The following is a 13,573-nucleotide window of genomic DNA, read 5'->3' as shown; positions in this document are numbered from 1 at the left end:
CGGAACGCCCGGGTGCAACCGGGCACGAACCGCCGCCACAACGGCGGTCACCTCATCCGCGCCCCGACCACCGCCGGGGTCGAGAACGGCCAGGAGGGCGGCAGCGAGCACGGGCGGCACCGGCCGCGGATGTTCCTCACAGCACAGGAATCCCCGCCCCAGCACGACAAGCGCAAGCCGTTCACGATCGGTCAGCGGCGGGGCCGAGGCAGCGGGGACACCGTCGGCGACACGGATCTCCAGCACGTGCTCACGGCCACCCGAGCCGCGGACGAACACCGGCAGGTATCCCGGCGACAGCGCGACCGGCCCGGCGCCGGGGAACAGCAGCCGGGGCCGCGGCAGGACCTTACCGGTGGCCCGGACCCACCACCGGCCACCGTGCTGGTGCAGCACGCCGTGGTGCCGGCTGACCCGCCGGTCGTCCTCACCCAGCGGCACGGTCACCTCGGCGCTGTTGCGGCCGAAGCTCACCGGCTCCGGGTCGGCGGGCGGCACCAGGACTCCCCGGCAAGCCCGAGCACCCCCAGCGTGCCCGGCGGCGACGCGAGCCCCAGCGCCAGGCTCGGATGCCCCTGGTTCAGGTAACTCGCCGTGACCATACTGCATCACGCCGTGTGGCATAACCCGCCCTGGCGGTCTCAGGTCACCGCCGGCCGGGCCGGCTCGCCGTCGTCCGGCCACTGTGGACTGTCCGCTGTGGACTTTCGGACCGTACACGCCGTGACGGCGCACTTTCGCCGGTCCGGCCCTATCCCCCGCACCGATGGGTACGCACAGTGAGCTCCTGGGTCACGCAGCGCGCCGCGCCGAGGCAGCCGGGTGAATCGCGGTTCGCGACGGCCGCGCGGGGGTACCTTTCCGGCAACGGTGGGCGGGGCCGAAGGGAGACCTCCATGCTGAGTCACGATGAACGTGCCGAGCTGGACAAGATCGAGCACTGGTTCGAGACCGCCGACCCGGCGCTGGCCACCGCGCTCCGCCGCGGCAAGCCGATCCCTTCGACCGCGCCACTGCTCGTGCTCACCGTGCTGCTCGACGTCACCGCCGCCGGACTGCTGACGGCCGGGCTGCTCACCACGAGTCCCGCGCTGACCCTGTGCGCGCTGCTGGCCGCCGCCGGCGGAGCCGTCGCGCACCTCGCCCACTTCCGCGAAGGCCGGTGACCGTCGCACTGCCACGGTAGTGCCCGGGAATCGCCGCGCGCCGGGGTTTTCGAGGACAGCACCGGTGCAGCGCGCCGTCCCCCTGCGAATCCCACCCGCACGCCGCACACTGACAAGGTGTCCGACTGGGTCCTGCACATCGATCTCGATCAGTTCCTCGCCGCGGTCGAAGTGGCCCGGCGACCGGAGCTGCGCGGGCGGCCGGTGATCGTCGGCGGCACCGGGGATCCGGCGGCGCGCGCGGTGGTGGCCACGGCCTCGTACGAGGCGCGGGCGTTCGGGGTCGATTCCGGAATGCCCTTGCGGCTGGCGATGAAACGCTGCCCGGACGCGGTGCTGCTGCCGGTTGACGGGCCGGTGTACCAGGAGGTCTCCGACCGGGTGATGGCGCGGCTGCGGGAGTTCCCGGTGGTGGTCGAGGTGCTCGGCTGGGACGAGGCGTTCCTCGGCACGGACACCGGCGATCCCGAGGCGCTCGCGGCGGAAGTCCGGCAAGGGATCGCCGAGGAGACCGGGCTGTCCTGTTCGGTCGGCATCGACGACAACAAGCTGCGGGCCAAGCTCGCCACCGGCTTCGCCAAGCCGGCCGGGATCTTCCGGCTGACCCAGGAAAACTGGTGGGAGGTCATGGCCGAGCGGGCCCCGGACGCGCTGTGGGGCATCGGCCGCAAGACCGCGAAGAAGCTGATCGCCGCCGGCTACCCCACCGTGCTCGAACTCGCGGGCGCCGATCCGGACGTACTCGCCGCGCGGTTCGGGCCGCGGATGGGTCCGTGGTACCGGCTGCTCGCCGGAGGCATCGGCGAGGCCGAGGTGAGCGCGACCCCGTACGTCGCCCGTTCCCATGGCCGGGAAACGACCTACCCGCAGGACCTCACCGACCCGGCCCGGATCACCGAAGAGATCGACGTGCTGGCCGCACGGGTCGCGCAGGACGTCGCCGACGAAGGGCGCCCGGCCGCGCGAGTGGCGGTGAAGGTCCGCTTCGCGCCGTTCTTCACCCAGACGCACAGCATGACGTTGCCCGAACCGTCGTCCGACCCCGCCGTGCTCGCCCGCGCGGCGCGGGAACTGCTCGGCCGGTTCCCGTCCGGAAGGCCGGTGCGGCTGCTCGGGGTCCGGGCCGAATTCCCCCGTCCGCCGGACGCTTGACAGCGCCACCCGGCAGTTGCCAAGGTGGATCCCGGCGCGTCCTGCCGGCGCGGCCCACGAGCCGAGAGGCGCTGTGACGGGGTTTCCCGCCACGCTCGGCTCGTGCGTAACCGAGCAAAGGGCGCCTCCTGTGAAGGAGGCGCCTTTCGTGTCCGGTGCTCGTGCTCCCCGGATTCCGCACAGCCTCCTGCCCTGGCCTGTACACCCGCGGACCCGGAAAGGGAACCACCGATGACCCCTGCGCTGATGAACGCTGTTCCGACGAACCCTGTGGTGCAGACCGCGGGCGATCTCGAATTCGCCGTCGCGGACCTGTCCCTCGCCGCTTCCGGACGCACGCAGCTGCGCCTGGCCGAGCACGAAATGCCCGGGCTGATGGCGCTCCGGCGCGAGTTCGCGGAGACGAAACCGTTGCGTGGCGCGCGGATCGCCGGCTCGCTGCACATGACCGTGCAGACCGCGGTGCTGATCGAGACGCTCGTCACGCTCGGCGCCGAGGTGCGCTGGGTGTCCTGCAACATCTTCTCCACCCAGGACGAAGCCGCGGCCGCGGTCGTGGCCGGCCCGGACGGCACCGCCGAGCATCCGGCCGGTTCCGCCGTGTTCGCGTGGAAGGGCGAAACCCTCGACGAATACTGGTGGTGCACCGAACAGTTGTTCCGCTTCCCCGGCGGAGCACTGCCGAACATGATCCTCGACGACGGCGGCGACGCCACCCTGCTCGTCCACAAAGGAGCGGAGTACGAAGCGGCGGGCACGGTGCCGCAGCCCGACGAGAACGATCCCGAGGAATACCGAATCATCCTGCGCACGCTCGCGCAGAGCCTCGCCGAGGATCCCCGGCGGTTCACCCGCATCGCCGAGCAGGTCCTCGGTGTCACCGAAGAGACGACCAACGGCGTCAAGCGGCTCTACCGGCTGGCCGAGCAGGGTGCGCTGCGTTTCCCCGCGATCAACGTGAACGACTCGGTGACGAAGTCCAAATTCGACAACCGTTACGGCATCCGGCATTCCATGGTGGACGGGCTCAACCGCGCCACCGACGTGATGATCGGCGGCAAGCTCGCCGTCGTCTGCGGGTACGGCGATGTCGGCAAGGGCGCCGTCGCCGCGTTGCGTGGGCAGGGCGCGCGCGTGGTGATCACCGAGATCGACCCGATCTGCGCGCTGCAGGCCGCGATGGACGGCCTCGACGTGGTCGAACTGGACGACGTGGTCGAGCGCGCGGACATCTTCCTCACCACCACCGGCGGACGCGACATCGTGTCCGCCGCGCAGATGGCCCGCATGAAGCACAACGCGATCGTCGCGAACGTCGGGCACTTCGACAACGAGATCGACATGGCCGGGCTGGCGAAGGTGCCGGGCCTGCGGAAGGCGGAGATCAAGCCGCAGGTGCACGAATGGGTCTTCCCGGACGGCCACGCGATCATCGTGCTGTCCGAGGGCCGGCTGATGAATCTCGGCAACGCCACCGGGCACCCGTCGTTCGTGATGTCCGCGTCGTTCGCGAATCAAGTGCTGGCGCAGATCGAGCTGTTCACCCGGCCCGGCCACTATCCGGTGGGGGTGCACCGGCTGCCCAAGCAGCTCGACGAGCAGGTCGCGCGGCTGCACCTGGACGCGGTCGGCGCACGGCTGACCCGGCTGAGCCCGGAGCAGGCGGAGTACCTCGGCGTCGACGTGGACGGGCCCTACAAACTGGATCACTACCGCTACTGACGCTCCCGCGGAGGCCGCGCCGGAGCCGGGGGACGAAAAGGGTCCTCCGGCTCCGAGGGGGAGGGAGAGCCGAAGGACCCCGTTAGTGTTAGCACACCGCCAAGCCGCTTGTACACGGCGACGCACACGATCGGGTAAGGATCACGGACTTGGGAGGCGTTTCGCCACGAAACCCGTAACACGAAACCCTTTCACGAGGCGCGGCGCAGCACCGGCGCGGGGAGCGCCGCCGGGACACAGCCGCACGCCGGATCCACGGCGTGACAGTCCACGATCAGCCCGTGCCGGACCCGGTCGAGATCCTCGCAGCAGGGATCGGTGCACTCGGCGTACCCGCCGTCCGGATGGACGACCAGGGTGCCGTGACAGTGGTCGATGCCGTCGGTGCAGAACGCGCATTCCATGATTCGAGCCGCCTTCCGCGTCACGTCCGCGTCGGGCCGCACAACCTGGCGAGCCCCCGGACGGCTCCTTGGTACCACCGGCACCCCGCTCCGCCCGGCATACCCCCGGCGTGTCGGAGCCGCCCGCGGACCGGCCCGGAGACCGGCCTGGTCACCGCCGTCACACCGACGGGTGATGCTGCTCGCGAACCCGCGACGACTGCCGGCCGGGACCGATCCGCCGCGGCAACGCGCCGACCCCACACCGATGCTCAGCCAGGCAATTTCCTGCGACAGCAAGAAAATCGCCAGTCCCGCACCGGGCACCAGCACCACAGCAGATACACGGGCACCGCGACCACGGGTTCACCCGGATACAGGCACCAACCCTGCCAGATCCGCGAGCCGCTTCTCCCAGCGCGGCCGATCAGGCGCTCTTCGGCCGCCGCGTGCGGGACGCCGCCTTCTTCCGGCCCCCTTCGCCGCTCTCGCCGGAAGCTCCCGCCTTGCCCGATTTCGCCGAGCCGCGGGACTTCTTCGCAGCCGAGACGCTCGCCTCCAAGGCCGCCATGAGGTCGACCACCTCGGCCTTTTCCCCCTGCGTCGCAGGGCGGGCCGTCTCCCCGCCGCCCGCCTTCGTCTCGATCATCGATTCCAGCGCTTCGCGGTAGCTGTCGGAATACTTGTCCGGCTCGAACACCGGCTCGGACAGCGAATCGATCAGAGAGCCGGCCATGGTCAGCTCCTGCGGGCGCACCTGGGGCGGGTCCTCGCGCAGGAAGCCGAAGTCCGGCGTACGCACCTCGTCCGCCCACAGCATCGTGGTCATTACCAGCACGTCGTCCACCACGCGCAGCAGGGCGAGGCTCTCTCGCTGGCGTACGGCGACCTTCGCGATCGCCACGTGACCCGCCTTGTGCAACGCGTCGCGAAGCACCACGTACGGCTTCACCGCGTTCTTCTGCGGCTCCAGGTAGTACGTGCGGTCAAAGCGGATCGGGTCGATCGACTCCAGCGGCACGAACTCCAGCACGTCGATCGCGTGCTGGGTGGGCAGCGGCAGCTCGGCGAGGTCGGCGTCGGTGAGCACAACCATCTCCCCGTCCGGCAGCTCGTAGCCCTTGGCGATCTCGGCGTAGGGCACCTCCTCGCCGTCGACCGTGCAGAACCGCTTGTACTGGATCCGCCCGCCGTCGGCGACGTGCACCTGCCGCAGCGACACGTTCTTGTTCTCGGTGGCCGCGTACAGCTGGATCGGGATGTTGACCAGCCCGAACGAGACGGAGCCCTTCCACATCGACCGCATGCCGCGCACCTCCACCGGTCGCCGATACGTACTCACGCTCGGTAACAACCGTAGCCGGGATCGTCCCAGCGCGACAGTCCGCGCCCGTCGCGAACCCACCCGGCTCACCGGAGAACCGCGCATTGGTGACCCTGAGTGAGCAGCGTCGGCGACAAAGTTTCGCGGGCCGCATAATTCTTCGCACCCCGCAATTTTTCTTGCTATCCTCGCGGTCGTGTCCTCCCCTTCCCGACCCGGCCTGCGTGAACGCAAGAAGCAGGCGGCCCGCCGCGCGCTCGCCGAGGCGGCGCTGCGGCTCACCCTCGAACGCGGCGCCGACCAGGTACGGGTGGAGGACATCGCGAACGAGGTGGGCGTGTCCCCGCGGACGTTCAACAACTATTTCTCGAGCAAGGAGGAAGCGGTCTGCTCGTTCATCGTCGAGCAGCAGGAGCGCCTGCGAGAGGCACTCCTGGCCCGGCCGGCGCACGAGCCGCTGTGGGAGGCGGTGCTCACCGCGCTGGCGGAGCAGCACGCCGAGCAGGGCGGCCCGAGCCGCGAGGAGGTCCGGCGGTTCCGCGAGATGCTCCGCCACCCCGCCTTGTTCGGCGAAATGCTCCGCTCGCACGCCAAGGTCGAGCGGGTGCTCGCCGAGGCGATCGCCGAACGCGCCGGAGCGGACGCAAATCCGTTGCACGCGCGGATGATGGCGGGGATCGTGCAGGTTGCGTCCCGCGTCGCCTTCGACAGCTGGCTGGGTTCGGACACCGAAGAGGGGAACATGCCGGTGTTCGCCGAGCTGCTGCGGCAGGCGCAGGCGGGCATGCCGGACCTCACCGCCCTGGCGGCCCGCTCCGCCCCGCAGGAGCATGCCGCGCAGGCGTCCTGATCCACCCGAACCGACCCGAATCACCACAGATGTTGGGGGAACCACGACCGTGCTGGTCAGATTGCTGCGCAGGCATCTGCGCCCTTATCAAGCCACCTTGTGGCTCGTCGTCGTGCTGCAGCTGGCGCAGACCATCGCCGCGCTGTATCTGCCGACGCTCAACGCGGACATCGTCGACGACGGCCTGGTGAAGGGGGACACCGGGTACATCCTGCGGATCGGTGGCGTGATGCTGCTGGTCACGCTGGTCCAGATCGCCGGCTCGATCGGTGCGGTGTATTTCGGCGCGCGCACCGCGATGGGGGTCGGCCGGGACGTGCGCGCCGCGGTGTTCCACCGGGTGCAGGACTTCTCGGCCCGGGAGGTCGGCCAGTTCGGCACCCCGTCACTGATCACCCGGACCACCAACGACGTCCAGCAGATCCAGATGCTGGTGCTGATGACGCTGACCCTGATGGTGTCCGCGCCGATCATGTGCATCGGCGGCATCGTGCTGGCCATCGGCCAGGACGGCCCGCTGTCGCTGCTGCTGCTGGTCATCGTGCCGGTGCTGGCGATCGCGGTGGGTCTGATCGTGTCCCGGATGCGCCCGGCGTTCCGGCTCATGCAGACCCGGATCGACAAGATCAACCAGGTGCTGCGCGAGCAGATCATGGGCATCCGGGTGATCCGGGCGTTCGTGCGCGACCGGCACGAGCGGGCCCGCTTCGGCGATGCCAACGAAGAGCTGCTCACCGTCTCGCTGCGGGTCGGCCGGCTGATGGCGCTGATGTTCCCCACCGTGATGCTGGTGATGAACGTGTCCACGGTCGCGGTGATGTGGTTCGGCGGGCACCGGATCGACGACGGGCAGATGCAGATCGGCGCGCTCACCGCGTTCCTGACCTACCTGCTGCAGATCCTGATGTCGGTCATGATGGCCACCTTCATGTTCATGATGGTGCCCCGCGCCGAGGTCAGCGCGGAGCGGATCAGCGAGGTGCTCGACACCGAGCCGAGCGTCCTCCCGCCCGCCGAGCCGGTCTCCCCCGGCACCGTGCGCGGGCAGCTGGAGCTGACCGGCGCCGGGTTCTGCTACCCCGGCGCGGAGAAGCCGGTGCTGCAGGACGTGAGCCTGCTGGCGCGGCCCGGCGAGACGACCGCGGTGATCGGCAGTACCGGCAGCGGGAAGACCACCCTGCTCAACCTGATCCCGCGGCTGATGGACACCACAACCGGCGAGGTCCGGGTGGACGGGGTGGACGTGCGCCGGCTGGACCCGGCGGTGCTGGCCGCGACGGTGGGCATGGTGCCGCAGAAGCCGTACCTGTTCTCCGGGACGGTCGCGAGCAACCTGCGCTACGGCAATCCGGGCGCCACCGACGAGCAGCTCTGGCACGCGCTGGAGATCGCGCAGGGCAAGGACTTCGTGCAGAAAATGGACGCGGGCCTCGACTCCCCCATCGCCCAGGGCGGCACGAACGTCTCCGGCGGGCAGCGCCAGCGGCTCGCGATCGCGCGGATGCTGGTGCACCGGCCGGAGATCTACCTGTTCGACGACTCGTTCAGCGCGCTGGACTACGCGACCGACGCGGCCCTGCGCCGCGCGCTGGCCACCGAGACCCGGGACGCGACCGTGGTCATCGTGGCCCAGCGGGTCAGCACGATCCGCGGCGCGGACCGGATCATCGTGCTCGACGACGGCCGCGTCGTCGGCACGGGGACGCACCGCGAGCTGATGGACGGCAACGAGACCTATCGCGAGATCGTCTTGTCGCAGCTGACCGAGCAGGAGGCCGCGTGAGCGAGGAGAGGAGCACCGTCGCCACCGAGACCGGGGAACGGGCCACGGCGGAGCGCATGCAGAACCGCCCGGCCCCCGCGGGTCCCGGTCCCGGACGGTTCATGGCCGGAGCGATGCCGCCGGAGAAGGCGCTCGACTTCCGTGGTTCGCTCGGCAGGCTGTTGCGCCTGCTGAAGCCGCAGCGGGCCGCGCTGCTGGGCGTGCTGGTGTTCGGCGCGGCAAGCGTCGCGCTGACGGTGATCGGGCCGAAGGTGCTCGCGGAGGCCACCGACCTGATCTTCGCCGGGGTGCTCGGCCGGTCGCTGCCCTCGGGCACGCCGAAGGACGCGATCGTCGACGGGCTGCGGGCGCGGGGCGACACCACGCTCGCCGACATTCTCGGCCGGGTCGATCTGACACCCGGGCAGGGTGTCGACTTCAGCTCGGTCGGGCGAGTGCTGGCGATCGTGCTGGCGCTGTACGTGATCGCGTCGTTCCTCGGCCTGGTCCAGGCCCGGCTGACCACGAGCCTGGTGCAGCAGGCGGTGTTCCGGCTGCGCCAGGACATCGAGGAGAAGTTCGCGCGGCTGCCCTTGCGCTACTTCGACCGCCAGCCACGCGGTGAGGTGCTGAGCCGGGTCACCAACGACATCGACAACCTGGCGCAGTCGCTGCAGCAGACGTTGTCGCAGATCGTCACGTCGCTGTTCACCGTGATCGGCGTGCTGGTGATGATGGTGCTCATCTCGCCGCTGCTCGCACTGATCGCGGTGCTGACCGTGCCGGTCTCGGTGATCGTGGCGGCCAAGATCGGCAAACGGGCCCAGCCGCAGTTCATCCGGCAGTGGGCGACCACCGGGAAGCTCAACGCGCACATCGAGGAGATGTACACCGGGCACTCGCTGGTGAAGATCTTCGGCCGGCGGGCGGAGTCCGAGCAGGTCTTCGCCGAGCAGAACGAGACCCTGTACGGGGCCAGTTTCCGCGCCCAGTTCATCTCCGGCACGATCCAGCCGGCGATGATGTTCCTCGGCAACCTGAACTACGCGCTGGTCGCGGTGATCGGCGCGCTGCGGGTGGCCTCGGGCAGCCTGTCGCTGGGCGACGTGCAGGCGTTCATCCAGTACTCGCGCCAGTTCAGCCAGCCGGTCACGCAGATCGCCAGCATGGCCAACCTCCTGCAGTCCGGGGTCGCCTCGGCGGAGCGGGTGTTCGCGCTGCTGGACGCGGACGAGCAGGAGCCGGAGCCGGATCACCCGGCGCATCCGGAGGTGGTCCGCGGGCGGGTCGAGTTCGAGCACGTGTCGTTCCGCTATCTGCCCGGCACCCCGCTGATCGAGGATCTGTCGCTGACCGTGGAACCGGGCCAGACGGTGGCCATCGTCGGCCCGACCGGGGCGGGCAAGACCACCCTGGTGAACCTGCTGATGCGGTTCTACGAGATCGACGGCGGCCGGATCACCCTGGACGGGGTGGACATCGGCGAGATGGACCGCGAGGAGCTGCGCGACAAGACCGGCATGGTGCTGCAGGACGCCTGGCTGTTCGGCGGGACGATCGCGGAGAACATCGCCTACGGCGCGGACGAGGCGACCCGCGAGGAAATCGTCGAGGCGGCCAGGGCGACCTATGTGGACCGGTTCGTGCGCATGCTGCCCGAGGGCTACGACACCGTGCTCGACGACGAGGGCGACACGGTGAGCGCGGGCGAGAAACAGCTGATCACGGTGGCCAGGGCGTTCCTGGCGAAGCCGGCCATCCTGATCCTGGACGAGGCGACCAGCTCGGTGGACACCCGCACCGAGGTGCTCATCCAGCGGGCGATGAACTCGCTGCGCACCGGCCGGACGAGCTTCGTCATCGCGCACCGGCTCTCCACCATCCGCGACGCGGACGTCATCCTGGTGATGGAGGACGGCCACATCGTGGAGCAGGGCGACCACGAGACCCTGCTGAACGCCGGCGGGGCCTACTCCCGGCTGTACGCGGCGCAGTTCGCCGAGGCGATGGCCGAGACCGACTGATCCGCGGCCCGGCGAGGCCCCGTACGTGCGGGGCCTCGCCGAGTCCGGTCAGGAGCGGATGATCAGCTCCCACTCGCTCGGCGGCGCCCCGGCGGGGGCCGCGCCCCGCGGGACACATTCGAAGACGTGCGCCTGTCCTTGCTGGGCAAGGATGTTGCCGGCTGACATGCAGGCGCCGTACGAGGCGTAGATCCGCGGGGGCGAGGCGTCCGCGGCGGCGGTACCCGCCGACGACACGGCGATGGCGGCCGACGCGGCCACCAGCAGACCGGCGGACCGGATCGTGCGCAAACTGGTCATGCGTAGCACTCCTCGGGGTTGTCCGGATGGGCGTGGCCGACTCTTCCAGCGCGTCCGCGCAGGTCACAGTGGACGGTGCGAGATCTGCCCGAACACGCACCCAAGCCCGCCCCGAATGAGCCCGAACGGTCGTGTCAGCCGGTGCGGTCCCCTCGCCCGCGGTAAAGGCGACGCGGTAGTCCAGACCGCACGACCACCCACCGTCGAGCCGGGCCGCCGGATCTCCCCACCAAGCCGCCACCGCCCGAACCGCGGGGTCCCTCAGCAGCTCACGGCCGTGGGATGTTGCGCAGGTTGGACTTCGCCAGGGTCAGCATCCTGCCCACCCCGCCACCGAGGACCGTCTTGCTCGCGGCGAGGGCGAAACCGCGGACCTGCGCGGCGGTGATGTTCGGCGGGATGGACAGGGCGTTCGGGTCGGTGACCACGTCGAGCAGCGCCGGGCCGTCGCAGGCGAGGATTTCGCGGATCCCGTCGCGGACGTCGGCCGGGTCCTCGATCCGGCGGGTGTGCAGGCCGGCCGCGCGGGCGACGGCGGCGAAGTCCACCCGGTCGTGGTCGGTGCCGAACTCCGGCAGGCCGTCCACGAGCATCTCCAGCTTCACCATGCCGAGCGAGGAGTTGTTGAACACCACGGCTTTCACCGGCAGGCCGTGGGTCTTCAGAGTGAGCAGCTCGCCCAGCAGCATGGCCAAGCCGCCGTCGCCGCACATCGCGATCACCTGGCGGCCGGGAGCGGCCGACTGCGCGCCGATCGCGTGGGGCAGCGCGTTGGCCATGCTGCCGTGCACGAACGAACCGAGGATCCGCCGGTTCCCGTTCGGGGAAACGTACCGGGCCGCCCAGACGTTGCACATCCCGGTGTCCACAGTGAACACTGCGTCGGCAGCGGCCTCCTCGTCGAGTACGTCGGCGACATACTCCGGGTGCAGCGGCACGTGCTGCGAAACGTCCGCGGTGTAGGCGTCGACGACCCGCTGCAGGCTGCGTTCGTGCTTGCGCAGCATGTCGTGCAGGAACGAGCGATCCTCGCGCCCGCGCAGTTTCGGCAGTACCGCGCGGATGGTGGCGCCGACGTCGCCCTGCACGCCGAACTCCAGCACCGTGCGGCGGCCGATCCGCGCCGGGTCGATGTCCACCTGCACGGTGTTGCGCTGCGGCAGGAACGTGTCGTATGGGAAATCCGTGCCCAGCAACAGGACCAGGTCCGCCTCGTGCATCGCCTGGTAGCAGGCGCCGTACCCGAGCAGCCCGCTCATGCCCACGTCGAACGGATTGTCGTACTGCACGAACTCCTTGCCCCGCAACGAATGCCCGACCGGAGCGCCGACCGCGTCCGCCAGCGCGAGAACGTCCGCGTGCGCGTCTCGGCAGCCCGCGCCGGCCATGATCATCACCTTCTCCGCGCGGTCGATCCGCTCGGCCAGGCGGGCCACGTCATCTTCGGCGGGCAGCATCGCGGGCGGGCTGCCGAGCGAGGCCGACTCGCCGGTGGCGTGCGCGGCCGTTTCGTGGGAAACGTCGCCGGGCAGCACGAGTACCGCCGCGCCCCGGCGGCCCACCGCGTTCTGCACGGCTATCCGCGCGAGCCGCGGCATCTGCTCGGGCGTGCTGACCAGCTCGCAGTAGTAGGAGCATTCCGCGAACAGGTGCTGCGGACGGGTTTCCTGGAAGAAGCCGGTGCCGATCTGGGCGGCCGGGATGTGCGAGGCGATCGCGAGCACCGGCGCCCCAGAGCGGTGCGCGTCGTAGACGCCTTGCAGCAGATGCAGATTCCCCGGCCCGCAGCTGCCCGCGCACACCGCGAGCCGCCCGGTGAGCTGGGCCTCGGCCGCGGCGGCGAACGCACCGGCCTCTTCGTTGCGCACGTGCACCCAGTCGATCCCGCCGCGGTCCGACCCGCCCGAGCGACGCACCGCGTCGACCACCGGATTGAGGCTGTCGCCCACCACGCCGTAGATACGGCGCACGCCGGATTGCCGGAGTACGTCGATCAGCTGCTCGGCCACCGTCGCCATGCCGGGTTTCCCTTCGAAGGCTCCTCCCGCAGTCTGACATCGATTCCGGGGATCCGCCGCGGCATTGACAATAATTTCTGTCAATGGCAGCGTACCGGGCGAGCCGAACGGAGGGCACACGATGGCGCACGAGTTCGAGACCGCCAAGGAGGTCCGGCTGCCCGCCTCGCCGGAGGCGGTGTGGCAGGCGGTGGCGAGCGGGCCGGGCATCGATTCCTGGTTCATGGGCAAGCACGAGGTGGACGCCACGGCGAAACGGGTCCGGTTCCGGCTCGGCGATATGCAGTCCGACGCCGAGATCACCGCCTGGGAACCGCCCCGCCGGTTCGCCTACCGGGCCGCGCCCGGCGAGGACGGTTCCTTCGACGCGTTCGAGTACCTCATCGAAGCGGCCGAGGGCGGCACTTCGGTGCTGCGGTTCGTGCACCGTGGTTTCAGCGCCACCGACTGGGGCGACGAGTACTACGAGGCATTCTCGCTCGGCTGGGACATGTATCTGCACACCCTGGGCGAGCTGCTGCGGTACTTTCCGGGCCGCTTCGCCACGTACGTGACCGCCGACGGCCCGGCCTCCGCCGCAGTCCCCGAGGCGTGGCCGAAGCTGCTCTCCACACTCGGGATTCCGGCAGAACCTGTTGCCGGACAACAGATCCGCTGCCACCTGAAGGGGTTACCCACGCTCGAAGGCGTGCTGGACTACACCACTGCGCACTACCTCGGCATCCGCACGCCGGACGCGTTGTATCGATTCCACGAACGATCCGGCCTCGGCCTGCCCATCGCGATCGGGCATCACCTGTTCGAGTCCGACGTGGACGATGCGGCGGAAAGCGCGAAGTGGCGTGCGTGGCTCGTAAACGCACTCTGACCGG

At 70.1% G+C, this 13,573-nt stretch carries 12 protein-coding genes; 8 read left to right on the top strand and 4 right to left on the bottom strand.

All coding sequences use genetic code 11. The features are described from left to right. Nucleotides 1–12: 12 nt before the first annotated feature. From D5S19_RS31950 to ahcY, 4 genes are all read left to right on the top strand, one after another. Nucleotides 13–588, top strand: a complete 576-nt coding sequence (locus tag D5S19_RS31950; RefSeq protein WP_158605507.1) for a hypothetical protein — start codon at nucleotides 13–15, stop codon at nucleotides 586–588. 308 nt (nucleotides 589–896) lie between these two features. Then, the gene (locus D5S19_RS08405; protein ID WP_120022759.1) at nucleotides 897–1,166 is read left to right on the top strand and encodes a DUF3040 domain-containing protein; all 270 of its coding nucleotides are present in this window, start codon (nucleotides 897–899) and stop codon (nucleotides 1,164–1,166) included. Nucleotides 1,167–1,283: 117 nt separating this feature from the next. Then, a complete protein-coding gene (locus tag D5S19_RS08400) occupies nucleotides 1,284–2,318 on the top strand; it encodes a DNA polymerase IV (RefSeq protein WP_120022758.1) in 1,035 nt (344 codons plus the stop codon). Between the two features lie 231 nt (nucleotides 2,319–2,549). Next, the gene (gene ahcY, locus D5S19_RS08395) at nucleotides 2,550–4,040 is read left to right on the top strand and encodes an adenosylhomocysteinase (RefSeq protein WP_233573772.1); all 1,491 of its coding nucleotides are present in this window, start codon (nucleotides 2,550–2,552) and stop codon (nucleotides 4,038–4,040) included. 191 nt (nucleotides 4,041–4,231) lie between these two features. Here ahcY and D5S19_RS08390 read toward each other — a convergent pair whose 3' ends face one another. Both D5S19_RS08390 and ku read right to left on the bottom strand, forming a co-directional pair. Next, nucleotides 4,232–4,444 (bottom strand): hypothetical protein, encoded by a 213-nt coding sequence (locus tag D5S19_RS08390; RefSeq protein WP_098509728.1) that lies wholly within the window; start codon nucleotides 4,442–4,444, stop codon nucleotides 4,232–4,234. 406 nt (nucleotides 4,445–4,850) lie between these two features. Further along, nucleotides 4,851–5,729, bottom strand: a complete 879-nt coding sequence (gene ku, locus D5S19_RS08385; RefSeq protein ID WP_120022842.1) for a non-homologous end joining protein Ku — start codon at nucleotides 5,727–5,729, stop codon at nucleotides 4,851–4,853. A 214-nt stretch (nucleotides 5,730–5,943) separates the two neighbouring features. Between ku and D5S19_RS08380 the strand changes: the two genes are divergently transcribed. Genes D5S19_RS08380 through D5S19_RS08370 form a run of 3 tightly spaced genes read left to right on the top strand, consistent with a single transcriptional unit; the run spans nucleotide 5,944 to nucleotide 10,383 of the window. After that, entirely contained in the window at nucleotides 5,944–6,597 is a 654-nt protein-coding gene (locus D5S19_RS08380) for a TetR/AcrR family transcriptional regulator (protein WP_120022757.1), read from the top strand. Between the two features lie 49 nt (nucleotides 6,598–6,646). After that, nucleotides 6,647–8,380: an ABC transporter ATP-binding protein gene (locus tag D5S19_RS08375; RefSeq protein ID WP_120022756.1), complete on the top strand. Its 1,734-nt coding sequence runs from the start codon at nucleotides 6,647–6,649 to the stop codon at nucleotides 8,378–8,380. Nucleotides 8,381–8,436: 56 nt separating this feature from the next. Beyond that, nucleotides 8,437–10,383, top strand: coding sequence for an ABC transporter ATP-binding protein (locus tag D5S19_RS08370; protein WP_120022840.1), 1,947 nt, complete (start codon nucleotides 8,437–8,439; stop codon nucleotides 10,381–10,383). 48 nt (nucleotides 10,384–10,431) lie between these two features. Here D5S19_RS08370 and D5S19_RS08365 read toward each other — a convergent pair whose 3' ends face one another. After that, on the bottom strand, nucleotides 10,432–10,683 hold the full coding sequence (locus D5S19_RS08365; RefSeq protein ID WP_120022755.1) for a hypothetical protein: 252 nt from the start codon (nucleotides 10,681–10,683) through the stop codon (nucleotides 10,432–10,434). A gap of 269 nt (nucleotides 10,684–10,952) precedes the next feature. Then, a complete protein-coding gene (locus D5S19_RS08360; protein WP_120022754.1) occupies nucleotides 10,953–12,701 on the bottom strand; it encodes a pyruvate dehydrogenase in 1,749 nt (582 codons plus the stop codon). A 121-nt stretch (nucleotides 12,702–12,822) separates the two neighbouring features. Here D5S19_RS08360 and D5S19_RS08355 point away from each other — a divergent pair, with 121 nt between their 5' ends. After that, complete coding sequence (locus D5S19_RS08355) at nucleotides 12,823–13,569, top strand: SRPBCC family protein (RefSeq protein ID WP_120022753.1); 747 nt, start codon at nucleotides 12,823–12,825, stop codon at nucleotides 13,567–13,569. Nucleotides 13,570–13,573 lie beyond the last annotated feature (4 nt).

Source organism: Amycolatopsis panacis, assembly GCF_003600245.1.
GTDB lineage: Bacteria > Actinomycetota > Actinomycetes > Mycobacteriales > Pseudonocardiaceae > Amycolatopsis > Amycolatopsis sulphurea.
Note: the sequence above shows the minus strand (reverse complement) of the source record. Positions and strands in the feature narration are given on the sequence as shown.